General features: G+C 44.2%; 24 protein-coding genes and 2 pseudogenes. 7 read left to right on the top strand and 19 right to left on the bottom strand.

The annotated features are described in order from the left end of the window. Positions 1–20: 20 nt before the first annotated feature. Together V7126_RS08470 and abc-f are read right to left on the bottom strand one after the other, a co-directional pair. Positions 21–1586: a spore germination protein gene (locus tag V7126_RS08470; protein WP_335497527.1), complete on the bottom strand. Its 1566-nt coding sequence runs from the start codon at positions 1584–1586 to the stop codon at positions 21–23. Between the two features lie 300 nt (positions 1587–1886). Next, positions 1887–3587, bottom strand: coding sequence for a ribosomal protection-like ABC-F family protein (gene abc-f, locus V7126_RS08465; RefSeq protein ID WP_216898601.1), 1701 nt, complete (start codon positions 3585–3587; stop codon positions 1887–1889). Positions 3588–4130: 543 nt separating this feature from the next. Here abc-f and bla point away from each other — a divergent pair. After that, positions 4131–4925 carry a subclass B1 metallo-beta-lactamase gene (bla, locus tag V7126_RS08460; RefSeq protein ID WP_175075098.1) on the top strand — a complete coding sequence of 265 codons (795 nt, stop codon included), beginning with the start codon at positions 4131–4133 and terminating at the stop codon, positions 4923–4925. Between the two features lie 37 nt (positions 4926–4962). Here the strand turns inward: bla and V7126_RS08455 are convergent, their stop codons facing one another. From V7126_RS08455 to V7126_RS08440, 4 genes and pseudogenes are all read right to left on the bottom strand, one after another. Next, entirely contained in the window at positions 4963–5469 is a 507-nt protein-coding gene (locus tag V7126_RS08455; protein ID WP_175075097.1) for a ClbS/DfsB family four-helix bundle protein, read from the bottom strand. 199 nt (positions 5470–5668) lie between these two features. Then, complete coding sequence (locus V7126_RS08450; RefSeq protein WP_175075096.1) at positions 5669–6208, bottom strand: GNAT family N-acetyltransferase; 540 nt, start codon at positions 6206–6208, stop codon at positions 5669–5671. Positions 6209–6828: 620 nt separating this feature from the next. Beyond that, positions 6829–7731 carry a helix-turn-helix transcriptional regulator gene (locus tag V7126_RS08445; RefSeq protein ID WP_335497526.1) on the bottom strand — a complete coding sequence of 301 codons (903 nt, stop codon included), beginning with the start codon at positions 7729–7731 and terminating at the stop codon, positions 6829–6831. Positions 7732–7733: 2 nt separating this feature from the next. Continuing rightward, positions 7734–9990: pseudogene (locus tag V7126_RS08440) on the bottom strand (ATP-binding cassette domain-containing protein). Between the two features lie 273 nt (positions 9991–10263). On the opposite strand from V7126_RS08440, the gene tlpB reads away from it, so the two are divergent. After that, positions 10264–12252, top strand: coding sequence for a methyl-accepting chemotaxis protein TlpB (tlpB, locus tag V7126_RS08435; protein ID WP_438823799.1), 1989 nt, complete (start codon positions 10264–10266; stop codon positions 12250–12252). A gap of 42 nt (positions 12253–12294) precedes the next feature. On the opposite strand, the gene csaA is transcribed toward tlpB, so the two are convergent. Continuing rightward, the gene (gene csaA, locus V7126_RS08430) at positions 12295–12627 is read right to left on the bottom strand and encodes a chaperone CsaA (RefSeq protein WP_046132895.1); all 333 of its coding nucleotides are present in this window, start codon (positions 12625–12627) and stop codon (positions 12295–12297) included. Positions 12628–12849: 222 nt separating this feature from the next. On the opposite strand from csaA, the gene V7126_RS08425 reads away from it, so the two are divergent. Further along, on the top strand, positions 12850–14178 hold the full coding sequence (locus V7126_RS08425; protein WP_335497525.1) for a S8 family peptidase: 1329 nt from the start codon (positions 12850–12852) through the stop codon (positions 14176–14178). 58 nt (positions 14179–14236) lie between these two features. Here V7126_RS08425 and V7126_RS08420 read toward each other — a convergent pair whose 3' ends face one another. The 7 genes from V7126_RS08420 to V7126_RS08390 all read right to left on the bottom strand — a co-directional run bounded on the left by V7126_RS08420 (position 14237) and on the right by V7126_RS08390 (position 18336). Further along, on the bottom strand, positions 14237–14647 hold the full coding sequence (locus V7126_RS08420) for a DUF5367 family protein (protein WP_046132893.1): 411 nt from the start codon (positions 14645–14647) through the stop codon (positions 14237–14239). Between the two features lie 10 nt (positions 14648–14657). Then, positions 14658–15257: a TetR/AcrR family transcriptional regulator gene (locus V7126_RS08415; RefSeq protein ID WP_046132892.1), complete on the bottom strand. Its 600-nt coding sequence runs from the start codon at positions 15255–15257 to the stop codon at positions 14658–14660. Positions 15258–15431: 174 nt separating this feature from the next. Further along, complete coding sequence (locus V7126_RS08410; protein WP_046132920.1) at positions 15432–15917, bottom strand: DinB family protein; 486 nt, start codon at positions 15915–15917, stop codon at positions 15432–15434. Positions 15918–16219: 302 nt separating this feature from the next. Further along, positions 16220–16792: a TetR/AcrR family transcriptional regulator gene (locus tag V7126_RS08405; protein ID WP_335497524.1), complete on the bottom strand. Its 573-nt coding sequence runs from the start codon at positions 16790–16792 to the stop codon at positions 16220–16222. 5 nt (positions 16793–16797) lie between these two features. Further along, entirely contained in the window at positions 16798–17514 is a 717-nt protein-coding gene (locus V7126_RS08400) for an MBL fold metallo-hydrolase (protein WP_046132890.1), read from the bottom strand. 82 nt (positions 17515–17596) lie between these two features. Next, positions 17597–18052, bottom strand: a complete 456-nt coding sequence (locus V7126_RS08395) for a GyrI-like domain-containing protein (protein WP_046132889.1) — start codon at positions 18050–18052, stop codon at positions 17597–17599. Beyond that, positions 18049–18336: a zinc ribbon domain-containing protein gene (locus tag V7126_RS08390; protein ID WP_046132888.1), complete on the bottom strand. Its 288-nt coding sequence runs from the start codon at positions 18334–18336 to the stop codon at positions 18049–18051. The genes V7126_RS08395 and V7126_RS08390 overlap by 4 nt, the downstream gene beginning before the upstream one ends. Before the next feature lie 338 nt (positions 18337–18674). On the opposite strand from V7126_RS08390, the gene V7126_RS08385 reads away from it, so the two are divergent. Continuing rightward, a complete protein-coding gene (locus V7126_RS08385) occupies positions 18675–18833 on the top strand; it encodes a hypothetical protein (protein WP_157759339.1) in 159 nt (52 codons plus the stop codon). Between the two features lie 197 nt (positions 18834–19030). On the opposite strand, the gene V7126_RS08380 is transcribed toward V7126_RS08385, so the two are convergent. Together V7126_RS08380 and V7126_RS08375 are read right to left on the bottom strand one after the other, a co-directional pair. Further along, positions 19031–19198: a hypothetical protein gene (locus V7126_RS08380; RefSeq protein ID WP_335497523.1), complete on the bottom strand. Its 168-nt coding sequence runs from the start codon at positions 19196–19198 to the stop codon at positions 19031–19033. Next, positions 19182–20100 (bottom strand): annotated as a pseudogene (locus V7126_RS08375) (helix-turn-helix transcriptional regulator). Before V7126_RS08375 ends, V7126_RS08380 begins: the two are co-directional and overlap by 17 nt. An 83-nt stretch (positions 20101–20183) precedes the next feature. Between V7126_RS08375 and V7126_RS08370 the strand changes: the two are divergent. Beyond that, complete coding sequence (locus V7126_RS08370; RefSeq protein WP_231947350.1) at positions 20184–20777, top strand: sporulation protein; 594 nt, start codon at positions 20184–20186, stop codon at positions 20775–20777. A 40-nt stretch (positions 20778–20817) separates the two neighbouring features. Here V7126_RS08370 and czrA read toward each other — a convergent pair whose 3' ends face one another. Continuing rightward, positions 20818–21150, bottom strand: a complete 333-nt coding sequence (czrA, locus tag V7126_RS08365; protein ID WP_046132918.1) for a Zn(II)-responsive metalloregulatory transcriptional repressor CzrA — start codon at positions 21148–21150, stop codon at positions 20818–20820. Between the two features lie 645 nt (positions 21151–21795). Beyond that, positions 21796–22047 carry a YnfE family protein gene (locus V7126_RS08360; protein ID WP_046132887.1) on the bottom strand — a complete coding sequence of 84 codons (252 nt, stop codon included), beginning with the start codon at positions 22045–22047 and terminating at the stop codon, positions 21796–21798. Between the two features lie 161 nt (positions 22048–22208). On the opposite strand from V7126_RS08360, the gene V7126_RS08355 reads away from it, so the two are divergent. Together V7126_RS08355 and V7126_RS08350 are read left to right on the top strand one after the other, a co-directional pair. Next, positions 22209–23555, top strand: coding sequence for an APC family permease (locus V7126_RS08355; RefSeq protein WP_046132886.1), 1347 nt, complete (start codon positions 22209–22211; stop codon positions 23553–23555). A gap of 81 nt (positions 23556–23636) precedes the next feature. Beyond that, a complete protein-coding gene (locus V7126_RS08350; protein ID WP_046132885.1) occupies positions 23637–24287 on the top strand; it encodes a lysozyme family protein in 651 nt (216 codons plus the stop codon). Positions 24288–24423: 136 nt separating this feature from the next. Here V7126_RS08350 and V7126_RS08345 read toward each other — a convergent pair whose 3' ends face one another. Further along, positions 24424–25410, bottom strand: a complete 987-nt coding sequence (locus V7126_RS08345) for a polysaccharide biosynthesis protein (RefSeq protein ID WP_335497522.1) — start codon at positions 25408–25410, stop codon at positions 24424–24426. Positions 25411–25444: the final 34 nt, after the last annotated feature.

The raw sequence follows: 25444 nt of genomic DNA, 5'->3' as shown, positions 1-25444 counted from the left end.
AAGATTCACTCCTTTCCAAGCTAGCTTTTGCGCGACGAATCGTTTGTTTTTATCATCTTTGGCCTGCGCCTCATCATCGAAATCGGCATTCGAATAATGAAATCCTTCCAGTCGTTTAAACGATAGGGCACAGCCGGACTGGCATAAGGAACGCCGAAGCTTTTCAGTTTCACGGCATGGCAGGAAAGCAACAGGAAAAACATGATAACCCCGTATAATCCAAACACAGCTGCGCAGAACATCGCCGCAAACCTCAGCATACGGAGTGAAATTCCGGCACCGTATTGCGGAATCGCAAATGAAGAAATTGCCGTTACCGCAACAACGATGACCATGATGGGACTGACGATCCCGGCCTGCACGGCAGCCTCGCCGATAATGAGACCGCCGACAATCCCTATCGTCTGCCCGATCGGTTTAGGCAGGCGCAGACCGGCTTCCCGCAAAATTTCAATGGCCACTTCCATAATGAGAGCTTCGATCAGGGAAGGAAACGGCACCCCTATCCTCGTCCCTGTTATGGATATCACAAGCTCGCTCGGAATCAGCCCCGGATGAAACGAAATAAAGGAAATATATAAAGCCGGCCCCAACAGTGAAATCATAGCTGCCCCAAACCTCAAGATCCGGATAAATGAACCCGGTATCCAGCGTTCATAATAATCTTCGGGTGATTGCAGCATCATGCTGAATGTAACAGGCACGATTAAAACAAAGGGCGTCCCATCCAGCAAAATCGCCACCCTTCCTTCCATCAAAGCGCTCATCACCCGGTCAGGGCGTTCAGTGCTTTGCACCTGCGGAAAAGGGCTGAGATAATTGTCTTCGATCAGCTGTTCAACATAACCTGACTCAGGGACAAGGTCGATATCAATCTTTAGGATTCTTTTTTTGACCTCTTCCACCAGATCCGGTTCAGCCACCTCTTTGATATAGGCAACAATAAGCTTTTTTGTCGCCCGTTTTCCTACCTCAAATTCAATCAGCGACAGGTTTTCATTTTTCCCCTGCTGTCTTAAAAGTGCGGTGTTTGTACCTATCGTTTCGGTAAAGCCCACCCTGGCTCCCCTGACCAAGGCCTCTGATAAAGGCTCTTCAATATTCCTCGTATTTCCCTTTGTCGTACCCAAAACGAATACTCCAGCAAAACCGTCGATAAAAAGCGCGGTTGAACCCATTAAGACTTCCGGAACCGTTTTGCCGATATGATTTGCTTCTTTTACTTCGCTTATGGGCAAAATTTGAGACTTAATCAGTCCTGGCAGATTGTTTTTTAATGAAGAAAGCTCTATTTTATATTCTTCGGAAAAATCAGCCATCAGCGATTTCATGATGTGCTTATCAATCAAGTCTTTGTCTGACATCACATCGATGAAAACAACCGCTCCTCTGACACCTGTGCGCCCGATGTCAAATTCCCGAAAATGCACATCTGAGTTATGCCCTATTTCTTCCTTGACCATTTTCAGGTCATGATCCAAATCGCCGGTGAAATATCCCGTTGATTCCTGGGACGGTTTTTCAGGGAGCTCATGCTGAACGGGCTGCTTTCGTATCCTCCGTGTTTTTGATTTCCACCATCTCATGTACTTATTCACCCTCTATTGTTGTACGAACCCAAACAAAAAACTTTGAAATGGCGTACGGGATTAAAAAGACAAAAAATGCTTGCATGATTGTCTGCCAGTCCGGAAAAAAAGAAAAGATCGTTTCCCACATGTTGATCACCTTCATTTTTACGTTTTGCTAAGTCCATCTTTTTTATCCTATTATTGCCTTGGATGACTTCTAACAATATGGTAATTTAAACCACGATTGACACAGGCTAACGAAAAAAACAGCCATCTGCGTGAGAAAACACAGATGGCTGTTTGCCTTTTCATTGTTCACTTTTTCGACAGCGATTGTTTCTTTTTCAAAAGCTTGATAAATTCCTGATCCAACTCTTGATATCTCGGGTTCTCCTCTGTGAGCTCTGACAGCTCTCCAAGAATTGCGGTCATGCGCGTTTCGATGCGCAGCCGCTCTGCCTCGTCATGATCGATTTGGGGATCTTCCTTTTTGCTCTGATAGTCCTTCAGCCCCGTTTCGATGCGCCGGATTCGTCCCTTTTCAAATACAAGAAGCTTGTCGCACAATTTTTCCATGAAATACCGGTCGTGCGAAACGATGATAATCGTCCCCTGAAAGTCGAGCAATGTGTCCTCAAGCTGTTCTCTAGTCGGCAAATCAAGGTGATTGGTCGGTTCGTCCAACACGAGGACATCGTAATCCTTGATGATCATGCCCGCCAGCTTAATCCGTGTGCGCTCACCCAGACTGAACGTCCCGATTTTCCGGTCAAACCGGTCTTCCTTTATCCCCATATTGGCCAAAATCGTGCGCGCGTGTGCCATATCGCGCCTGTCAAACAGCTGCAGCGCTTCTGCCGCGGTTTGATTTTCGTTAACATCATTGACATCCTGGCTTAAATAAGCGGTCTTGATTGACCGGCTTTTCCAAAGGGTTCCGTTTGTCGCCGGTTCTTCTTCCAGCATCATTCTGATCAAGGTCGTTTTGCCGCAGCCGTTGCTTCCGACCAGACCGATCCGCTCTCCGTGCTTGATGAAAAAGCTGCTGTCTTCAAAAAGCTTGCGGCCGCCAAACGCCTTCGTGACATTTTTCGCTTCAATAATCCGCTTTCCCCTTTTTTCGCCTGAAGAAAATTGAAACTTGACCGTCTCTTCGCCTTTCGGTTTTTCGGCTTTATTTTTTTCCAGCTCCTGTTCGAGACGCTTCAATTTGGATTTGACCTGGTTGTCGAGCTTTTTTGCTTTTACCCGGTAATATTCCTTATAGCCTTCTTTTTTGGTTGAATCCCGGTGGGCTTTCTGAGACCAATTTTGCAGATTTGCGATTTGCGATTCGATTCTTTCTTTCTGCTTCTGCTGTACTTCATATTGGTGCAGCTGTGCTTCGTATCGCCGTTTTTTCTCGCTGCGGTAAGCGGAGTAGTTTCCTTCATATGCATGCAATAGCCCATCTTCCAGCTCGAAGATTTTTGAAACGGACTGATCCAAAAAGTAGCGGTCGTGCGAAATGATCAAGACAGCCCCCTGAAACGTTTGAAGCTCTTCAATGAGCCAGCTGATTCCGTTTGCATCCAGATGGTTTGTCGGTTCATCCAAGATGAGAACATCAGGCATCGTTTGCCAGACAAAGGCAAGCGCAAGCTTCAGTTTTTCTCCGCCGCTCATATGGTGAAGCCTTTCTGTATTCCAGCTTTGAACCTTTGTGAGCCCCAATTGGCTCGCCAGCTGATACAAACCGCCGCTCTCATCACCGCCTAACATATCGCTGAAATCATTGACCGAATACGCGACAGATTGCTGCAGGTAGCCTATTTTAAGCGCGTGTTCCGTTTGAATGGAGCCCTTGTCAGCTTCCATGCGACCGGCAAGGATGTTGGCAAGCGTCGTTTTTCCAGTTCCGTTATATCCAACCAACCCGATTCGTTCATTGCGTGTCATATCAAATTCGATGTTCTGTAAAACCGTTTGGTCTCCAAAGCTCTTTTTCAAGCCTCTCACTTTCATTAAAAACGTCATAAAAAAACCTCCCGCGGGAAACCCGGAGAGGATAGCATGCCGAATGATGCATTGCCAAAACAGCATCGTCATCAGTACGACAAATAGACATACGGATGCTGAAGGCAATGCAAAAAAGGTATAAAAGGGCAGACTCATCCTATTCTCCAAGTTTCCGTTTTTTCGTATTAAAAAAACGATGGAAAATAAGATTACTGCTTCATGTCCCCTATACCTTTTCCTTTCACTGTATTTACTCAACAGTATATAAATGAAGGGAAACATTGTCAATAGGAAACATTCTTAGATTCGCCATTGTTGAACTCGCAGCGGTTTCTCATGATGAACAACCTTTCCAAATTTTATGCAGCCGGGTTAACCCGATCCTGTCAGATCCGGCAGACCCCCAAGGTCTCCTTTTTCTTGTTTTTTTACAGCAACAATAAAAACTCAGAAAAACATCGTTAAGAGGGATTTCATTCTGAATATCGTATATGTATCATAAATTGTTTTGCCAAGTACGAGCTTTTTGTGAAAATCCAATGCAGGAAAGGTGAGATTCTTTTGAAAATAAGCACGGGTATGATAGGAAAAGTTGTGTTAAGTTTGCTGCTTGCATTATCCGTTGTGATGACATCGCTTAATTCTCAAATCATTGCTCAATCTAAAACATCATCACCAACTCAGATTACCAATCCGGAAAAGACGGTTGTATTAACAAAATTGAATAACAACGTATGGGCGCATACTTCATTCAATGATTGGAATGGAACAACCTATGACCACAATGGGTTAGTTATTTCTACTTCAAAAGGGTTAGTCCTGATTGATACAGCATGGGGGGACGACCAAAAAACTGAAGAATTATTAAGATTAAGCGAAAAGCACTTAAAGAAAAAAGTTGTTCTGGCGCTGATTACCCATGCGCATGATGATAGCATTTCAGGCATCCGTGCGCTGCTGAATCAGGGAATCGATGTTCGCAGTACCCGATTGACTGCAAAGCTTGCTAAAGAATATGGGTATCCTTCGCCCAATCCGACACTCGATGCAAGGCCCGTGATGAAAGTAGGCAACACCGTAATCGAGGCCTTTTATCCCGGGGAAGGGCATTCGAAAGACAACATTACCGTTTGGCTTCCCCAATCTCAATTATTATTCGGCGGATGCTTCATTAAGTCATTAGAGGCAAAAGATCTGGGGAATCTTTCTGATGCAAATGTAGAACAATGGGATGACTCTGTTCAACAGGTAATCGACAAATATCCGAACGTCAAAACGGTCGTACCCGGGCACGGGAACTGGGGAGATCGGAGCCTGCTCTTCCACACACTTGATCTGATCAAACATCATACTTAATAAAAGCTGAACAAAGCAGCTTGCAGATCATACATTTTCAATCCAATTGATTCTTCTTCCACTTCCTTATTTTAGTCCGGAAGCTTTTGAACGGAGCTACAGAGTTGATGTGAATAAACCTTATGGCAGGCCATTTCGGGTTAGTGCCTGTCCATTTTAATGTACCTTGAGTATATAACTCTTCATTCGTAAGCGTATCAATCCAAGACTGAAACTGCGCCTCTGCTTTTTTGAATTCTTGGCGCAGTTCAGTTAACGAAAGGTGGGAATACGTTTTGTAAAAAGATTGATAGAGCGCCCCCAGTTGGTTCCATTTATAATGAGGTGAAGGCGTTATCACCGTTTTCCCTAAGCGCTCATCCTTGTCCCAGCTCATCAGAAGGTTTAACCATCCAAGTTGGTAAGCAATGATTTCTCCCGGAGTCCGGTCTACATCGTTGTCGCGCACATCTCTATATTCATCAGGGATACCGTCGAACTCACCGTCTAATAACAAATAACGCTTATGAATTTCCTCTTTTAAATGTTTTTTGGACTCGTACATACTAACCACCCCGATTACGTGATTTAAACTCTTTTGTACCCGATTTCAACTATACAAAAAAACAGCCTTCTCATTTTTAAGGAGCAAGGATGGATAATCAGCCTCGTTATTTTTCCTGAAGCTTCAGAAGGTACTTCTTAATTCTCACCCATTCGAATACAGAAAAAATGCAAACATGAGAGGACCTGGCCCTTTTCTTTTATTGCGCACTTTTTTTATATTCAATCAACCAGCAATCTTGATATCTGCCTTCATGAAATTCGTGTTTCGGAAGCATTCTCACCTTTTTAAAGCCGCATTTTTCATAGCACCTTAAAGCCCTTTCATTGGTGGCGTGAGGGCCCATCACTACCCGGTCTGCTTGATGATGCTCAATTAAATAGTGAACCATGGAAGTCACAAGCAGTGTTCCAATTCCTTTATTCCAATAATCTGTCTCGCCTATAAACTGGTCTAATCCGTAAACGGTCTCATCACGGTATCCGTATGTTTTTTTCTCTTCCTCATCCAACTGATAAAATTGGATATATCCAATTTCTCTTCCGTTGAAATCTACAATGCATTTTGTTTCATCATCTTCATCATCATAAAACACCTGCTGGACCTTGTTTACGTCAAAGGGATTGTCTCTTCCCTCATAAAATTCAAGAACTGCCGGATCAGAAAGCCATTTGGCTAGAAGGCGCTGATCACCATTTTTTAATTGACGAACCTTTACATCACCATTTTGGAACAGCATCGTATTCTCCGCTCCATTCCCTGTAAATTATTCCATCAATTCACTATACCACAAAATGCTTGTGTTAGAATGAATGACTTCATTCAGCGAGATGCACTTTTGGCTCAAAAAATATAGAGTGTTCGGATTAATTGGTGGAAGAGGGTTAAAAAACCCCCGCTTTCATAGCCTTAATCAGTGTGGAAAAATCAGCTCCATAAATTCGTAACCATCTGGAAATTGAGCAGCATTTTCCCGAACAGCCTTGAGTGAACAAAATTTTCGTTAACATGGTTCATTGACTTAATTAATTGGTACAGTTTTGATTGCTTCAGTTTCATAGATGATTAAGAATTGCTCTTTAACCCGGATGCTTGACGAAGTAGCGGAAACTTATCGGTCCATATTTGCAACTTTATTTGGTTATCGAAGAGTTTCCCGCCAATCTAATTTTTCCAGAATTCACTCTGTAAAGGATAACATTCATATACAATTACGCTGATTTTTAAATATATAAATTTGGATCATATCCCTGTCTGCCAAATGCTGAAAAAGCTTGATGCGGGATAAAAGCAAGATGCTTGCGATAATGTAATAAAGCCCCCCTTTTCCTCTCGTCAAAAAACTCAATTTTTCGTTAATTACTTGTAATCTTTGTATAATTTTTTTATTTCGTCTAAACACTTCATAAACTTTAGAATTAACTCTCTAGGATAGATAATGCGAACTTGATTTCCAAAACTTATAATTTGTGATATAGCTTTATCAATGGTGTAATAACTTTTTTTTACAATAATTGTTCCATCAGGATTATTCGCTATTTCATCTTCCTGAAAGTTATCTAATACTTGTGCCCACATCTCTCGGTTAAATTGGAGGCAAACCTCGAATGGCTTTATGCTGCTTCCCGATTTTTCTTCTTTTATATATAGATCTTGCATCGTATATGGACGCCTGGTAAAAAAGCGATTTGTGTTACATATTTCAATGATCCTTGTTAATTTAAATACTCTGAGTTCATTTCGCAATAAACAATAAGCCCATGTATACCAGTGGTAATCTTTTAAAAAAATGCCCATCGGTTCAATGTCTCGCTCTGTTTCATTTCCTTTTTGATCTACATAGCGAATCTTATTCACACTACAATTTTGAATTGATTTGTATATTGTTTGTATATATTGAGAACTGTTATTCGAATGGTTTTTATCTTGCGTGGGCGAGTCAATTAATTGATTAATTTTCGAAATCAATTCATTGATATCTTCAAACCCGGTAGCCTTTTCAATGCTTTTCAACGCCCACTGTATAGAGAGTAATTCATCTAAAGTTAGATATTTTTTATCCAATTTGAACCCATCCATTAATTCATAACCGCCCTCTTGCCCTGGAAGCGATACGATGGGAATCCCGGCACGATTAAGAGAATCGATATCTCTATATATCGTTCTCTCCGATACTTCAAAGTACCTCGATAAGTCCACAGCTTTCATTCTTTTCCTATGAATCAATAACACAATGATTCCTAATAACCGTTCGATTTTCAAGGTTAGACCCCCTGTATATCATTTCTTAGATATTGTGCGGTTAGGGAGTTACCTCTTGTTACCAAATCACGTGGCGTACCTGCGAACATGATTTCCCCCCTCTTTTTCCGCCGCTAGGTCCAAGATCAATAATCCAGTCTGCTTGTTTCATCATATCCAGATTGTGTTCAATCACAATAACGGTACTCCCGTTATCAACTAAACGATTTAAAATCGTTACTAGGCGTCTAACATCAGACATATGCAATCCAGTCGTCGGCTCGTCCAGAACGTAAATGTTGCCAGATCTGTGCAGCTCGCCGGCTAATTTAATTCTTTGACATTCTCCACCCGATAATGTGTTCAGCGGCTGGCCCAGTGTCATATAGTCTAGTCCTACTTCTGATAATGATTTTAAAGTGGAAACCACTTCTTTCTCCTGAAAAAATTGAACTGCCTCAAGTACCGTCATGTCTAATACGTCTGAAATAGATTTCCCGTTTAACTTATATTGAAGAACTTCATCTTTGAATCGTTTCCCATTACATGCTTCACAAGTCGTTCTAATACTCTCAAGAAATGCAAGATCCGTATTAATAAATCCGTTCCCCTGGCATTCTGGGCAAGCACCTTTTGAGTTAAAACTAAAAAGTGACTTACTTACTTTGTTAGCAGATGCAAAGGAATCTCGAATTGCATCCATAATGCCCGTATATGTCGCCGGGGTTGACCGAACCGAGGTGCTCACTGGCTTTTGGTCGATAACAATGGCATCTGGATGCTGTTCTAAAAACTCATCAAAAATCAATGTGCTTTTCCCCGAACCAGCTACGCCGGTAATTACAGTGAGAACACCGCAAGGAATGTAAGCAGTAACGTTCTTTAGGTTGTGTTTTGCGGCTGCGACAGTGGAAAGATATCCGTTACATTTACGGGTTTCCTTTTTTAATGATTGTTTAGTCCTCATATATCTTCCTGTTAGTGTATCAGCGTCGTATAATCCAGGAAGATTTCCTTCATAGACAATGTCGCCACCGTTTGTACCTGCCCCCGGTCCAACATCCACAACATGATCGGCGATTTTAATAACATCCTTGTCATGTTCAACCACTATCACAGTGTTTCCTTTGTCACGGAGTTTTTGCAACATCCGATTGAGTCTTTTCACGTCATGGGGGTGCAGTCCGGTACTCGGTTCGTCAAAAATATACATCATATCCGTCAGGCTGCTATTAAGATGCCGTATCATCTTTACACGCTGCGATTCGCCTCCGGACAAAGTCGATGTTTCACGGTTCAGCGTGAGATAATTTAGCCCCATGTTCACGAGTGATTGCAATCGATTCGCAAGATTTGAAATGATCGGTTTTGCGATTGGGTCCCTAATCATTTCTATAAATTTTATCAACTCCGTTACTTCCATAGCAGCCAACTGAGCAATGTTATAACCATTGATTTTACAATTTAATACTTCTTTACATAATCGAGTTCCGTTGCATGCAGAACAAGTTTTAAGGTTATAAAGTTCTTCACGTTGCTTGGTATTTGGCTGATTTCTTTTTTTAAGTATAGACGTTTAAACCGATCGACAACACCTTCAAAATACTTGACAGGTTCATTTTTCAAGGGCAGTACGATTTTCTTGTTCTTTCCGTATAATAACGTTTGCCACTCTTCATCCGTAAAATTTTTTAAGATTTTATCCGGATCAAAAATGCCTGAAACTAAATGCTTATGCCAATACCAAGTTCCCACACCGAAAGTGGAAAACAAAACGGCTCCTTCATAAAGCGATTTCAACTTATCGAATAATTTCTCTATATTCGGCTCTATTTTTCGTCCAATTCCCTGACACTTCGGACACATTCCTTTCGGATTGTTGAAAGAAAAAACATCAGATTCGCCAATAAAGGGCTTTCCAATACGAGAAAATAGCAATCGTAATAATGAATAAATATCTGTGACCGTACCAAGCGTTGAACGTACATTTCCTCCTAAGCGTCTTTGATCAATCACCACTGCGGGGGAAAGGTTCTCGACGGATAATGCGTCTGGTTGACTGTATGTTGGCAATCGGTTTTGAATATACGCCGTAAAAGTCTGGTTCAACTGGCGTTGAGCTTCCTTACTTATTGTGTCAAATACGATTGATGATTTGCCGGATCCAGAAACACCCGTAAATACAGTGATTTTCCTTTTTGGAATATGTAAGGTTACATTTTTTAAGTTATTTTCCTTTAAGCCAACAAGTTTAATAAATTGATTTTCAATCATATTCATCACTCCTGAAACGCTGACATAATCTAAAGATCATTATACAGAAGTGTCCTGACAACATGATGTCAGGGATGCAAAAAAAAAACATATGAACTCTTGTGTGTAAACACGGTTCAATAAATTGGGGCTTGAAGAACAGAGAATGTAAGTATATTGATATTTTCCGCACAATAATCCGAATGCCTAAACATAAAAACAAAATTTGGTTGTTTTCAGAATTGATTCAAAATTAAGAAATTTAACCGATATAAATGTCGAAACTAGAACAAAGGAGCTATGACTATGGGAAAAATATGGGGATGGATCAAGCGTCCGTCTATTTCAAAAAGGTTAATCATTTCATTTTTATGTATATTGACAATCCCTGTTTCAGCGCTCGCGTTTAGCTCATACAGCACCGCTGGACATTCGCTTGAAGGCGAAATCATGAGGAGCGCGAACAACAGCGTTGATCAATTAAATAAAATGATCAGCCAAAATGTCGAAAAAAAGGCGGATGCGATCGCTTATTTCAGTGAAACGATTCGCAAAAAAGCATATGAGGAAAAAGGCCAGACTTCCCTCAGAGAAAAATTTGAACAATACGCAAAACAAAACAAGGATGTCGAGGCTGTTTTTACCGGTTCAAAAGACAGCGTTTATGTCCAGTATCCTTATACAAAAATGCCGGATGATTATGATCCCGTTAAAAGGGGCTGGTATCAAGAAGCCTTTGAGAAAAAAGGCGAAGTGATTGTAACTGAGCCCTATCAGTCGGCCGCCACAGGCAATACCGTCATCACCATCGCCAAACAAAATGAAGATGGATCAGGAGTTGCCGCGCTCAGCTTAAATATCGACGAGCTGATTAAAGCGACGAAGGCCGTCAAAATCGGAAAAAACGGTTTTGCATTTATTTTAAGCTCGGAAAAGACATACATCGCCCATCCGAAGATCGCCGCAGGCACTGAAGGTGAAGGAGGCTGGGTGAAAGAAGCGTACGGCAAGGAAAAAGGCAAACTGCACTACGTCTCCGAAGGCAAAGACGGACAGATGGTCTTTGCAACAAACAAATTAACCGGTTGGAAAATCGCCGGTACGATCTTTGGGGATGAAATGACAGATGCTTCAAAGCCGGTCCTTCATATGGCCGTCGTCATTCTCGCCGGCGCGATGATTCTCGGAGGCATGGCCGTCTTTTTTATCATACGGGCGATCAGCAAGCCTTTGAGACAGCTTGTTTCATCTGCAAAAAGCATCAGCAGCGGCGATCTGACGCAAACCATCGACGTCCGTTCCAAAGACGAATTCGGGCAGCTCGGCACAAGCTTTAACGAGATGGCTGAATCGCTCCGCACATTGATCGGCACCATCCAAGAATCTGTGGATAATGTCGCTTCCTCCTCCGAGCAGCTGACAGCAAGCGCCGATCAGACGAGCAAGGCGACGGAACACATCACTCTGGCCATCGAGCAGTTCTCAAACGGGGCGGAAAACCAAAATGAAAAAGTGGAAACAAGCTCGAAACAGCTCGGTCAAATGAACAGCAAATTGCTTGAAATGGCGAAAGTGACGGAATCGATTACAGACTCGTCAAGCAAATCAACGAAGATTGCCGAATCTGGAGGAGAGCTCGTTCAAAAGACGGTCGGCCAGATGAATTCAATCGATCGCTCAGTCAAACAGGCTGAAGGGGTCGTCAAAGGGCTTGAAGCCAAATCAAAGGATATTACGGCAATCCTGCGCGTCATCAACGGCATCGCCGATCAGACGAATTTGCTGGCGCTGAACGCAGCGATCGAAGCCGCGCGTGCCGGGGAGTCGGGCCGCGGATTTTCCGTCGTTGCCGAGGAGGTGCGGAAGCTCGCCGCCCAATCGGCAGGCTCGGCAAAGGAGATTGAAGACTTGATTCAGGACATCGTTAAAGAAATCGACAATTCGCTGAAAATGTTTCAGTCGGTCAATGATGAGGTAATGTCAGGGCTGAAAATCACCGAAGAAACCGAGGCCAGCTTCAAACATATTTATGGCATGACAAATGAGATTGCCGGCAAGCTGCAAACGATGAATACAGCGGTCGAACAGCTGTCAAAAGGGTCGCAGGACGTCTCGGAAGCAGTCGGGGATATTGCCGAAGTCTCAAGAGAAAGCACAGCCGGCATTCAGGACATCGCCGCATCTGCGGAGGAACAGCTGGCATCGATGGAAGAAATCAGCTCGTCTGCCGCAACGCTTGAACAAATGGCTGAGGAGCTAAGGGATTTAACGAAAAAATTCAAGCTCTAATCATGCAAAGAGGCTCTCTGGGTATCCCTGAGAGCCTCTTTTTCACCCGATTCTTGTTCCGTTCGGCGCTTCTTCATCAGGCGTTAATAGGATCACATCGCCTTTTTCAGGCACGCCCCCCAGGACGAGCACCTCTGATTTAAACCCGGCAATCCGCCGCGGCGGAAAATTGACAACTGCTACGACCTGCCTCCCCTCCAGCATTTCCGGTGCGTAGCGTTTCGTAATTTGCGCGCTCGACTGCTTGATGCCGACCTCTTCTCCAAAATCGACCTCGAGCTTGATCGCCGGCACCCTCGCCTCCGGAAAATGTTCCGCTTTTACAATCGTTCCGATCCGGATATCAAGCTTTAAAAAGTCTTCGATCACTGCCATTTAGATCACCCCTTGTTTTACCAAATACAAGAACAGAATAGCATGTATTTTGTTCGAATGAAACTTGTAACCGTAGCCGGGCCGTTCCGATCCAAAGGATGCAGAAAGATCATCAATAGTGAACCGGCCCCTTTTCCCTTTCATGTGGACAGCCATCTTTACGGATTCAGCCTCTGATTCATAGATTATAAGAAAGAATAATTGATAATGAGGTGGATGCTGATGTTCGGTTCCTACATGGTTCAAATGGTTCGCAACAACGCCCACAAATTGGACCGGCCGCTGAGAGAAAAGGTGTTAAGGCTCTATAAACCTTTTAAATGGACGCCTTGTTTTTTGCACGGCCTGTTTGAAAAAATGTTGATGAAACGAAAAAAGATGTCGGTGATTATCGAATTTGAAGGAGTTTGTCATCATCGTGGCTACCAATTTGTAAACGAGATGACAGGCAAGGAAAGACGAAATAAAATGAAGCATAATTTTCCGAAAATCAATTGCTGCAGCGCCGAAGTCACGCCTGCTGTCCTGAACTCCCTTCTTACAGAGTGCGGAGACATCCGCAAAATTTATTTAAACCGGAAAGTCACAGCTTTGCTTGATGTCGCCGTCGAGTCAAGCCATGCCAAGGAAGTCGTCAGAAACAACCGGACGCTGACGGGAAAAGGCGTCACAGTGGCTGTCGTGGACACAGGAATTTATCCGCATTCTGATCTTGAAGGAAGGATCAGGGCGTTTACCGACTTTGTCAACCAAAGAACAGAACCTTATGATGACAATGGACACGGGACACACTGCGCCGGCGATGTAGCAGGAAACGGACTGGCTTCTTCCGGAAAATACAGCGGCCCGGCGCCCGAGGCTGAGCTGATCGGAGTAAAAGTATTGGACAAAATGGGGGCTGGATCGCTGGAAACCGTGATTCGCGGGATCGACTGGTGCATACAATTTAATGAAGAGAATCCCGATCGCCCGATTGATATCATCTCAATGTCTCTCGGTTCAGATGCGCTTCCATACGAAAATGAACAGGAAGATCCGGTCGTCAAAGCCGTAGATGCAGCGTGGGACGCGGGGATTGTCGTCTGTGTTGCAGCCGGCAACTCCGGACCTGATGCCAAAACGATAGCAAGCCCCGGCGTCAGCGGAAAAGTCATTACCGTCGGCGCGCTCGATGACCGCGATACGGTAAGCAGAGACGATGACGATGTGGCTTCTTTTTCGAGCAGAGGACCGACGATATACGGCAAGGTAAAGCCGGATATTTTAGCGCCGGGAACCAATATCGTTTCGCTTCGTTCACCGGGTTCTTTTCTGGATAAGCTGCAAAAATCAAGCCGCGTCGGCACAGACTATATGACGATGTCCGGTACATCGATGGCCACTCCGATTTGCGCGGGAATCGCCGCACTCGTTCTCCAGCAAACACCGGGTGCCGCACCGGATGAAGTCAAAAGGCTCTTGATGGAAGGTGCCGATCTGTGGAAGGATAGAGACGCCAACATCTACGGCGCAGGCTATATCAATGCCGAAAATTCAATCCCCTCCGCCTAAAAATGAAACATTCGCCCGTTTCGAATATTGAAAACGGGCGAACGCTACATAACACCGACTATGGCGAGTCTTGCTTTTCCTTCCTTGTCAGGATGAGCGGGATCATAAGATACATTGCATAGGCACATACCATCCAAATCGCGAAGGCAATCACCTGGCCTTGTGACAGCTTTGGGAAGATCAGAGAATGGTTCCACAATGAAAACGTGTCAATGAACAATCCGGCCGCCGAACCCCAAATTCCGAGCTTGACCGCCGCATAGCGTGATCTGTCAAGCTTTTGATACAAAGACAAGACCGCGTATAGAATGACAAACGTTCCCGCTTCAAGAAGCAGAAAATTAACGAAAAAACGCTGTTCGCCGGGGTCTGCGAGAACCTGTTCCCCAAACAGTACAAAAAACATCGTCGCCCCCAGCCAGACGAGAAACGAAAAAAGAAGCGCGAGGCCTATTCTTTCCGTAAACATATGTCCCCTCCTATTCCTTTCTATCAGGTTGGCCGGCTTTTTCGGTCAAATGCTGTAAAACAAGCTCAAGTTCCCCATATATTTCTTCAGATGAAAAGCCGGGAGAAATCACTGACTGCAGCGCAAGACCGTCAATCAATGCGTTTAAAAGAATCCCCCATGTCTTGAAAGAAACCCCTTCTACCGGGGAACGCTTCCATATCTCAGAAAGCTGCTCCGTCAGAAACGTATTTTCATCGTCTGTCAGTTTGCTTATTTGGCTGTTCACCTTTTCATTGCGAAACCCAGAAACGACCAGCTCCAAAAATAGCCGATGATAATACGAATCCTCACCCGTTCTTGACTTGGCAGAAAGCAGGCCTTCCTTGACCTTTTCCTCCGCCGGCTTCCGCCCTGTCTTTAACTGTTCCCACGACGTGTAGCACACGTCCTGCACCACCTCGAATACAAGCTGCTCTTTCGTGCGGAAGTGATAATAGACGGTACCCTGCGTCACCTTCGCTTTTTCGGCGACCGCTTTGAGCGTCAAATGTTCCAGCCCTTCATCCGCAATGCACCTTTTGGCAGCATCAATCAGCATTTTTTTTGATGTGACATTAGGTCTTGCCATATCCTCACCTTCTTAGTTATTTAAATAACTAACTCTTATAAGAAAAATATAATATAGAAAGGAATATTTGTCAATTCAAATTGAAGATACTCCCTTTCAGTTTACATAATATTTTTATGGTTTCTTAATTTTATTTGAGCGCCCGGACAGCGGTTTTATCCGAGCGCTTGAACGTCAGTTTACACCTTTTGCAGGATCCCAGCTTTTCTGCTGCTTTCTTATCGTCACGATCTGCCCCAAATGATAGGTGTTATGGAGAATGAGAAGGGATAGAATTTCCGACCAGGTGTGTTTCGGATCATGTTCTGCCGGCTTGGTCAGCTTCGTTTCGTCGCAAGAGGCAAGCGCTTCTATCCATTCGGAATAAATGCGGTCCAGATCCTTTCTGCTCTCTTCCCACCCAAGTCCGCTTTTGTTGATGAACGTATCATCGATGGTATAGTCAAACGCCGGGACGGGAATTCCTTTAAACCGCTTTAAATACCGTTCATTATAAAAAATTAAATGATTGGTGATTTCCATAATCGAATTTTCTGTGCCTTCGCCTTTTTGCTTTGCCTGACTCTCGGTCAGGCCTTCAGCGGCCGTTTGAAAACAAACAAACCAAGTCGTTTCGTTATAGCATGCTTTCAATTGATTCAGAAAAACATTTTTCAGCATAACAACCCTCCTGCCCGTTTTCAGAGCCTTTTTCGCCTTTTCCATCTGCCTGTTGCACCAAGGCTGCTCTGTTTTTTTATTTTCTCTGTCCAAGCCCCGTAATCCTTTTTTTAAAAATTGACGGTTCGGTTACGGCAAAAAAATCCTTGGCTTTCGCCAAGGCAGGAAGGTGGCTGGTTAAGCCATATAATACCTACGACTCAGAAATGCTTCTTGAGTCTTAATCCCATGATACTAAACTTTCAGGAAAAAGTAAACAATTTGGAATTTTCTAAATCCATTTTCTCAGGATGCCTTTCCCCTCATTTGATCCGGCTGGCGTCAAGACCCGCCAAAAAAGCCCGGACCGTCATCTTCAGACTGTCTTCAATATCGTACGGAAGCCCGAAAGCGCGAATTTGCATAAGTGTTGCAAATCCATGCATAATGCTCCTCAAGCCCCTCACTGCATGAATGGCTGACACGTCGTCTAATTGGTAATCCTTTAATACCGAGAGGGCCAGGTTGACGATTCTCTCGCCGGCCTCTTCGATCCGTTTGTCTTCATCCGCCGGTTTCAACAGAGTCGCTTCATACAGCCCGGGGCGGTTTCTGGCGAATGCAACATAAGCTCTGGCCATATTGCAGACAGCCTCGCCTTTTTCGGCATCCTGAACCGCTGTAGCCATTTCCTCATAAAGGCTCCTCAGTCCCAACACAGCCAGCTCTTTACGGATGCCGGCAAGACCTTCAACATGATTATATAAAGACGGCGGTCGCACATTCAGTTTTTTTGAAAGTGATGCCAATGTTACCGCGTGAATCCCTTCCTGGTCTGCCAATGTCGCGGCTGTTTCCAATATTGTCTGCATGTTCAGCCCTATTCTCGGAGACATCTTTTTCACCCTTTCCTTTTCAGCGAAGCTTCAGCTTCCCCGATCGCCTTTTTCATGCCTTCCAGTGGATCTATTGCCATGTTGCCGTGGCCTGTGGCAAGCACTTTAGGCTTGATGTCTAATAATTTCTTCGCGCTTTTTAAAGCTTCTTCCTTATTCCAAGTGGCAAGCGCGGGAAAAGGAAAAGAAAGCTTCAAACGTCCCGATACCGTGATCCCGCTTCTTGTGTGGTAAGCATCGCCTGCGATCAGAACCCCGTTTTTTTCATCAAAAAAAGACAGGCTTCCCGGCGTATGCCCCGGTGTTGCAATCACAAGCAATGATCCGACGTGGTCGCTGTCATACAAAAACTGATCCGGCTTTGTCCGGATGTTTTTCGGGACATCTCCCTTTATCGGTGTTTGTGCTTCGCCTTCCAAGAGCGATTTGTCCCCTCTCAACAAGCGCGAATCGCGTTCAGAAATCAAGACCTTTACACCGGGGATCGCTTGTTTGAGCGTATCAAGCGATCCAACATGATCGCCGTGTGCATGAGTCAGCACAATTCTTTTGATCGGTTTGCCAAGACCTTCAGCGGCCTCCATTATTCCTTTTTTGCTTACGGGAAGTCCGGCATCGACAAGCGTTAAACCGTCTTCTTCCTCGGCCAAATAGCAATTGACGGGAAATATAGACGGAAAAAATGTCAGCTGGTAAATCGAATCATAGCGGGTCAGTCTCAAAAGCTCCACCTCTTTAAATAAAATAAAAAACTAATGACGTTAGTTTCATTATAAAACTAATATCATTAGTTTTTCAAGATATTTATTTTTTAACGGCCACATATATGGTAACCTGAGCATTTCCTATATCGGCGGCCCTTTCATCGTAAACCTCGAAATCCCCGGTATACGTACGCAATCCTTTCTCTTTCCATGACCAAATCTCTTGCCACGTTTCAAAAACGACCTCTTCAAACCTTCCCCGCTGCGATGTGAAGACGGCGTATAAGGAAGCCGGGAGAGTGATGACGTCCTGACCGTCCCTGCATTGTTCAGCAAACGTTCCGATGGAATACGAATATGTTCCGTGCTCGTCTGTTTCATACTGTGAATAAAGCGCGATGACCTCAGACTTTGGCGGAATGGCATTTTGCTTGCTGAACAATTCCCACATTGCCGCAATTTTGCCCTTCCCTGACGCTTCCTCCGCGTTGCTCGTTACAGTCGATATCCCGGTGAACCGTTTTTTGTCCAAATATTCAAAATGCGAAAAGCTCATGACCGCCTCTCCTTCCTGTTTATCAATGTTGATTTCCAGCGCTTCAGATGCGGCAATGTGCTTTCTAAGAGCCTCCTCGCTTCCTCCTCTGTCCTGCCTCCCTCTATTAAATGCGGCACGCATATCTTAATCATATCTTCAAGGGTTGCATCAGGCTGTTTAAACTCGCCATTCTTATAGCAATACATACAATAATCGCGGCTTTTACCGCCATCCTTTTCCGTGCCGCCCAGAGCCTCCCCTGCCATCGGCATAGAGCAGCTTTGACATACCAAAGTTTCCATGTTCATTCCTCCTTTACCTAGATCATATAAAATGTAATATGACAGCATTGTGTCAAGTTTTCAGAAATTGAGGTTACATTTTGTTCGATTCCAGCCGCTTAATCAATCGCGGTCTTTTCCCCCTTCTCATTCCTTCAAAATCTCAATTTTAAAAATAGTATTATTCGTAAAACAAACGATTTCATTCCAGACTTCCTGTTTTTGATAAGCTTCCAAATAGCTGATTTACATATTCAAGATACAATTTCTATTACTTGGTTATGAAAGGGCAAGACACTGCAGATGATGGCAACGTTTTTCCTCATGTAAAAATAATGCTTTTTGGAGGATGTAGAGAGATGAAGAAATTAGCAGAATTGATATTGATGGCAGGCTTTCTACCGCAAATGCTTCAGCCGCCGGAAAGAATCATACATATAACGGAAAATCTAAGCATTTCAAGGCTGGTTCGGAAATTGGAGACGGCATCAAAGAGAAGACCAAAAACTGCTGTTTAAGGAGGAAGACGGGGCCGCGTCGTACTTGACGCACCGGCTGCTGACGGTTTACACATTTACGGAAATGTGAATATTAAAACTGTCGTTTGGAATGTGCAGGCGAAAATGGACTGACGGCGGATGTACGCATCTTAAATCAGATAAAATTTTTCAAATCCATCACCCGAGTCCATTTCGGTAAAACACTTCACCGCTGATCAGGGAGGCAAGTTCAGTCGCCCCATCATAAACATGAAAGAAGTCATTTTCAAAACGGGCAGCTTTTCAAGTTCAGTGACGATGACAGACACGAAAATGATGTCGGAAAAAGTGAATGCGAATGCACCCCCGGCTTCTGTGCGGGGTGCTTCACGTCTTATATACATCTACAACCTGCTTCGCCAACTCTTTTACCTTTTGGCGGATGTGAGGAGGATGCAGGACTTCGATATGGGTGCCAAAGTGAAGCAAAAATCGAAATAGCCAGTCATCCTCCGGATATGTTACAGAGACGATGCACGTCCCATTTTTATATGCAAGGGATTCAGCGCCGAACCATTCCCTTGCCAAAGGCTCTCCGGACGGGTTGACGAGAAGCGTGATCTCCGTCATGTTGTCAGGCTGATGCCACGTTCTCTCCCATGGGAGCTCAGAGAGGTTGATTTCCCTTCTTTTATATGAATCAGAAAGAACGGTCACGTCTTTCATTCGAATCAGCTTAAAGAAACGGAACGCTTGCTTTTCCAGGCAAAAAGCATACAAATACCAATGGCCTGCCTTTAACACAAGGGTGTGGGGTTCTGTGAGCCGTTTGCCCGTTTGTCCTTTCTTGTTTGCATATATAAAAGATACGATATTTGAGCTGTCGATCGCTTGATTCAACAGCTGCATCTTTTCCTTTATGATCCTCTTTTCTCCCCATGGAGAAATATCGAAAAACCATTTTTCCGTTTTTTCCCGAAACTCATGCAGTTCTTCCTCTGATACGAGCTGGCGGATCTTCTGCAGGGCCGCCCCTTGATGAAACGATTCATAGGTCGATGAGACGCTTTCGAGCGCCGTCGAGATGGCAAAGAAGCTTGTTTTCCAGACGGAACCGCTCCATTATGCTGATCCCGCCTCCTGCTCCCTGAGACGTAACGATCGGGATGCCGGCCTGATTGATCGTTTCAATATCCCGGTAAATCGTTCTGACAGACACCTCGAACATGTCGGCAAGCTCCTTCGCCTGAACCTGCCTTTTGCCGACGAGCAGAACGACAATCGCCAGAAGGCGGTCAATTTTCATAAGTACATCCTCCCGTTAGCCTCTCTTATTCTTCTACTATAGCACAGAAGCATTTTAGCATTAAATAACAAAAACAAGAACTCATGGCCTATTTTGAACTTGAAAATCGGATTTCACGGTACGATTTTTCAAGTTTGTACATATACTCGGTTAGAAGGGAGGTTGAAAGCATCGCCGTATATTTTGCGCAGTTTTTTGCCATTTGTCTGATCGTTTATATAAAAGTAAAGCGCTCCATCGGTTTTCAGCCATTAAAAAAAGCGCGGATGATATTCAGAATCGTTCTTTTTTCGGGAGTATTCATTACACTGTTGACGATGAGCTCCCTGCATCCGCTGTCATACCTTTACGATTTGATCGGCATTCTGCTCGGGCTATTGCTTACGATCTATGCGCTCAAGCATCTATCTATCGAGAACCGCGAGGGGGTGATCTATTTTCGGACTCATTTATGGGTTGAACTGATTGTCCTTTGCTTATTTTTATACCGTTTTCTATCGCGCCTTATCGAAATCAATCGCCTGCAAACGATTCAAAGCGGAGGATCTGCGTACGGAACGTTTTTTGCGCAGGATCCGGCCACAATGATCGGCTTTTTTGTACTTGCCGTTTATTATGTCGGCTTCTCTTTTTTTATTTTGAAAAAAGGAAAAGTTGCAGAAAACCGTTCAATATAAAAGGCAAACTCTAAAAGATTAGGGTTTGCCTTTTATCCTGTCAGTCATGCTGCGTATGATCGATCATTTGCTGAAGAACATCAAGCACGTGCTGATCCTCAGGCGAATAAAAAATAGAGGTTCCCGCCCTTCTCGATTTCACGAGGCGAAGATTTTTTAAAAATCTCAGCTGATGGGATACGGTTGACTGAAGAAGGCTCAGCTTTTCTGCAATTTCATTCACCGAATGCTCCCCCTGTGACAGCAGATGGAGAATTTTAATTCTCGTAGGATCTGAGAGCGCTTTAAACGTCTGTGAGACGAGAAATAAAGTTTCTTCATCTAATGCAAACAGATCTTGTTCTTCTTGTATGTCTTGATTTTGCTCTTTCATATTTTCACCTTTTCCGCACGTCATTTTCCCTTATTTATCATATACCAAAACACAGCGGATTGAAAAGTTTTCAGAACGATTCAGGTTACAGTCTAGCGCTGTATTTAACAGTATCACTTCAGCAGACTCACCGACAGCGGTCGATGGCACTTGCGTCCCGTCCAACATGACGCACTGCTGCAGGTAACCCTCCAGTTAGCAGCGCTCCACCCTCCGAACGGTTTTCTGCGGCAGGATCGCCTCCGTGCCGCCTAAAAAACTCCTTTGTGAAAAGGTCAACCCTAATCCGCTGCCTCCGGTTAAACGACTTCTTGATCCTTCACCGCGATATAAAAGTTCGAAAACGCGTTACAGTTCTTCCGCGGAGAAGCCCGGCCCCGTATCGAGCATTGCCAACTTTTATTGCAGCGATCCGTAATGTTACCTTGGGAGGATGGGTGTCTGGCAGCGTTATCCAATAAATTGTTCATGGTGCGCTCCAATAAGTGCGATTCGCCATTCAGGATGCAATCGTATGCCGGGCCGGCGGGATTGATATACTGTCATTCCCGCCGGCGGCGCCATGGTTTTTATATTGAATACCGCAAGTTGTCCATATATATTTTTTCCAATGGCATAAAAAGAACATCCAGGAAGCCCCGGATGCTAGATGCTTTTCTCCTCATAGACATGTTCCAGCTGTGAAAAAGGAATGTCTCCCGCCGCATAATCAACGGCGGCGCTCACGATTCGGTCAAATGCCTCGGCTGATATGCTCTGCTCTTTCAACAGCCGTTCATACCTTTCGATTTCTTCCTGCTGTCTTCTCAAATCGTCTTCTTTCCCGTCATAATCGGCTGCATTCATCGTTTCCATATTCCTCTTAACGGCTTCTACATATCCTTTTAATTCTTCCATATGTTACATTCTCCTCGCTTTTTGAAGATCAGTCAAAAGCATTTGCCTAACCGTGAGTTTTTATACGAAAAAAAGGCGTTTTATACGGTTGCTAGCATGGCAAAAAACATTTAAAATATGTCTTAATTTACAATTAACATCATAAGGAGTTTTATAAGTCATTGAAAAACGAAACTGCGCTTAAACGAAGCCTTACCCTCCTCCCGCTTGTCGTCATTGGGCTGGCATATATGGACCCGCTCGTCGTATTTGATTCATACGGGGTAGTTGCCCAAATGACAAAGGGACATGTTCCGGCGGCATATATTTTCACGGTTGCCGCTTTACTATTGACCGCATTAAGCTATGGCAAAATGGTCAAAGCCTATCCGAAAGCCGGATCGGCTTATACGTATGCGTTTGAAAGCATCCATCCCCGCGCGGGATTTATCGCGGGCTGGACGATTATGCTCGATTATCTGTTTTTGCCAATGGTTAACTTCGCGATCGGCAGCGCCTATTTGTCAGCAGCCTTTCCAGAGGTTCCCCACGGCTTTTGGGTGATTCTGCTCGCTTCGGCGATCACGGCCGTCAATATTTTGGGCATCAAATTGACAGCGAGCATTACAGCCTTGTTTGTCACCTTCCAAGTGATCGTCGCTTTAACATTTGCGGGTTTTATGATCACAGGGCTTTCAAGCGGCCTCGGTTCAGGCGAACTTGTATCAGCGGCCCCGTTTTATCAGCCGGATATGGAGCCTTCTCTTATCGTCTCGGGGGCGACGATTTTATGTTTTTCCTTTTTGGGATTTGACGCAATTTCGACGATGTCAGAAGAGACGATTCAGCCGAAAAAGAATATTCCTCTGGCTATCTTCTTAACGGTAGCGATCGGAGGAATGCTGTTTACCGCCATCAGTTATTTGATGCAGCAAATCTATCCGCATTATGAAAGGTTCCGCCATGCCGATTCGGCATCGCTGGAAATTGCTTATTATGCGGGAGGCGCTTTTTTGCGTTCTTTCTTTTTGGCGGGCACTATGGTAGCGGTCATTTCTTCCTCCCTTTCGTCGCATGCGAGCGCTTCAAGGCTTTTGTACGCGATGGGCCGCGACAGCTCTTTGCCGAAGCGTTTCTTCGGATATATTCATCCGACACTGAAAACCCCGGTTTTTAATATCGTCTTTATCGGGCTGATTTCGCTGACGGCCATGATAGGAGAATTGGAGGTTATTTATTCGTTCATCAGTTTTGGCGCTTTGATCGGCTTTATATTTGTTCACCTGTCTGTCATTGCCCATTACTATATCCGCCGGAGGCAAAAAGGCGTTTTAAACACGCTGCGCTATTTGATCCTCCCTTTTTTAGGCGCCGCCTTTTGCGGCTGGCTGCTTTTGAGCATCAGCAAGAACGCGTTGATCATCGGCGCTGTCTGGCTGATTGCCGGATTTTTGTATTTCTGGTTCAGGGTTCGGTCACTTCCGGACATCACGTTTGGATTTGACAGAGATTATCATCAGAAGCGCTGATAAAATCGCTTGGTCTTAAGATCAAGATGTGTCATAATAAAAAGGCTGTGTACTGATTAGGGCTTTACAGAGGTGAAACCGTTGAAAAGAAAGAAATCAGGGTGTTTTGCCGGAGCTGGCTGTTTGTGTTTTTTTGTGCTCGTTCCCTTGATCCTGTTCTTGGCCCTCAACGGTCAGGAACAGCTGAAATGGCTTCCTCTTGACACTGAGACCAATATTATGGAGAGATTAACAGATTACAAGCCTCTTGTACAAAAAGAGCTTGAGAAAGAGGGACTGGAACAATACACCTCTCTCTTGTTAGGAATGATCTATCAAGAGTCGAAAGGCAGAGGCAAAGATCCGATGCAATCGTCAGAATCTCTCGGCTTGAAAAGAAATGAAATTAACGACCCGGAGACAAGCATCAAACAAGGTGTGCACCATTTTTCCGTTATGTACAAAACGGGACAGAAAAAAGGAGTCGATTTAGCAACGATCATCCAAAGCTATAATATGGGATCAGGCTACATTGATTACGTCTCAAAACACGGCGGAAAACACACTGAGAAACTGGCAAAGGAATTTTCCGAAAAGCAAGTAAAACAGAACCCCGATCTGTATAACTGCGGCGGAAATAAAAACAACTTCCGCTACCCATACTGCTACGGGGATTACTCTTATACGGAAAAAGTAATGGAACGAACGAAAAAAGTAGAAGAAAAAATCGAAGGTTTAACACTTAGACAGTAAAACAATTACGGACTGGGCGTTTTTTAAAGCGGCGCCCGGTTCGCCATTTATGAACCAGCGAACATAAGCATCGCCTGCAAAATGCATGCCATGCTTTTTAAAGTCCGCACATGATGAATGACTTACTCACCCGTCATCATGATAAAAATCCGCCCTCTTTTAACATCTCTTTTACTTCATCTTTTGAGATTAAAAAGTCTTTCGAGCTTAATTTTTCCGTTTGCAGAGATCTGTAGCCGGCGTAATGTGTACTTAATTCCGGAATTTGGATCGAAGGCAGCACGACTGAAAGATCATCTGTCAGCGAAACGGCATGCTGGTGTTCGTGCCCGGAAATCAGCAGTTCATGAAGCTTTTCCCCAGGTCTTGCGCCGCTTTCGACGATTGACGTATTTTTATCTCCGTATGTCTCGATCAATACTTCCGCCATATCCAAAATTCTGCACGCAGGCGAATTCATGATGAAAATCTCTCCGCCTTTTCCTTGAACTGCAGCCTGTAATAAAAGCTGGATCGTTTTTTCTTTTGTTAAGAAGAAGCGGGTCATTCTTTTATCCGTGATGCTCACTTCGTTCTTTTGCTTAATTTGGTCTTTAAAAAGCTGAAGGACGCTTCCGCTGCTTCCGAGCACATTCCCTCCCCTGACGCAGATAAAGGCCGTGTCTGAATGCAAATGGTTGGCATAAATAATGAGCTTTTCGCCGATCGCTTTCGTCATGCCGTAGAAATTGACGGGATCTGCCGCTTTGTCAGTTGAAACATTGATTACTTTTTTCACGCCGTTTTCAATTGCTGCTTCAATGACGTTTTCGGTTCCCGTCACATTCGTTTTCAATGCTTCAAGCGGCTGTTCCTCGCAGACGGGCACATGCTTCAGCGCCGCTAAATGAAAGACGTAATCGACTCCTTTAAGTCCGGCGACCAGCGCTTTTCGATCGCGGATGTCCCCGATGAAAAACGAAAGCCTCGGATCTTCGATCAGCCTTCTCATCTGTACTTGTCTCTCTTCATTTCTAGAAAATACAATGATTTTTTTCGGATTTAAAGATAATAATTGAAGGATAAGCTCATGGCCCCATGAGCCTGTTCCCCCGGTAATGAAAACGACTTTATTCTCAAACATCCCTTTTCCTCCTTGAGTATACTTGAATGAAACA

Origin of the sequence: Bacillus sp. JJ675, from assembly GCF_036963165.1 — a bacterium.
Lineage (GTDB): Bacteria > Bacillota > Bacilli > Bacillales > Bacillaceae > Bacillus > Bacillus glycinifermentans.
This window is presented reverse-complemented; position numbering and strand designations above follow the sequence as displayed.

Excerpts from the sequence above, each read along its gene's own strand:
- V7126_RS08425 (WP_335497525.1), top strand. The coding sequence starts at position 12,850 with ATGTTCGGTTCCTACATGGTTCAAATGGTTCGCAACAACGCCCACAAA.
- V7126_RS08345 (WP_335497522.1), bottom strand. The coding sequence starts at position 25,410 with ATGTTTGAGAATAAAGTCGTTTTCATTACCGGGGGAACAGGCTCATGG.
- V7126_RS08385 (WP_157759339.1), top strand. The coding sequence starts at position 18,675 with ATGAAGAAATTAGCAGAATTGATATTGATGGCAGGCTTTCTACCGCAA.
- V7126_RS08380 (WP_335497523.1), bottom strand. The coding sequence starts at position 19,198 with ATGTATATAAGACGTGAAGCACCCCGCACAGAAGCCGGGGGTGCATTC.
- V7126_RS08395 (WP_046132889.1), bottom strand. The coding sequence starts at position 18,052 with ATGAGCTTTTCGCATTTTGAATATTTGGACAAAAAACGGTTCACCGGG.
- tlpB (WP_438823799.1), top strand. The coding sequence starts at position 10,264 with ATGACTATGGGAAAAATATGGGGATGGATCAAGCGTCCGTCTATTTCA.
- V7126_RS08455 (WP_175075097.1), bottom strand. The coding sequence starts at position 5,469 with ATGTACGAGTCCAAAAAACATTTAAAAGAGGAAATTCATAAGCGTTAT.
- czrA (WP_046132918.1), bottom strand. The coding sequence starts at position 21,150 with ATGAAAGAGCAAAATCAAGACATACAAGAAGAACAAGATCTGTTTGCA.
- abc-f (WP_216898601.1), bottom strand. The coding sequence starts at position 3,587 with ATGACGTTTTTAATGAAAGTGAGAGGCTTGAAAAAGAGCTTTGGAGAC.
- V7126_RS08370 (WP_231947350.1), top strand. The coding sequence starts at position 20,184 with ATGGCCTATTTTGAACTTGAAAATCGGATTTCACGGTACGATTTTTCA.
- V7126_RS08405 (WP_335497524.1), bottom strand. The coding sequence starts at position 16,792 with ATGTCTCCGAGAATAGGGCTGAACATGCAGACAATATTGGAAACAGCC.
- V7126_RS08360 (WP_046132887.1), bottom strand. The coding sequence starts at position 22,047 with ATGGAAGAATTAAAAGGATATGTAGAAGCCGTTAAGAGGAATATGGAA.
- csaA (WP_046132895.1), bottom strand. The coding sequence starts at position 12,627 with ATGGCAGTGATCGAAGACTTTTTAAAGCTTGATATCCGGATCGGAACG.
- V7126_RS08390 (WP_046132888.1), bottom strand. The coding sequence starts at position 18,336 with ATGGAAACTTTGGTATGTCAAAGCTGCTCTATGCCGATGGCAGGGGAG.
- V7126_RS08470 (WP_335497527.1), bottom strand. The coding sequence starts at position 1,586 with ATGAGATGGTGGAAATCAAAAACACGGAGGATACGAAAGCAGCCCGTT.
- V7126_RS08420 (WP_046132893.1), bottom strand. The coding sequence starts at position 14,647 with ATGTTTACGGAAAGAATAGGCCTCGCGCTTCTTTTTTCGTTTCTCGTC.
- V7126_RS08410 (WP_046132920.1), bottom strand. The coding sequence starts at position 15,917 with ATGCTGAAAAATGTTTTTCTGAATCAATTGAAAGCATGCTATAACGAA.
- V7126_RS08415 (WP_046132892.1), bottom strand. The coding sequence starts at position 15,257 with ATGGCAAGACCTAATGTCACATCAAAAAAAATGCTGATTGATGCTGCC.
- V7126_RS08450 (WP_175075096.1), bottom strand. The coding sequence starts at position 6,208 with ATGCTGTTCCAAAATGGTGATGTAAAGGTTCGTCAATTAAAAAATGGT.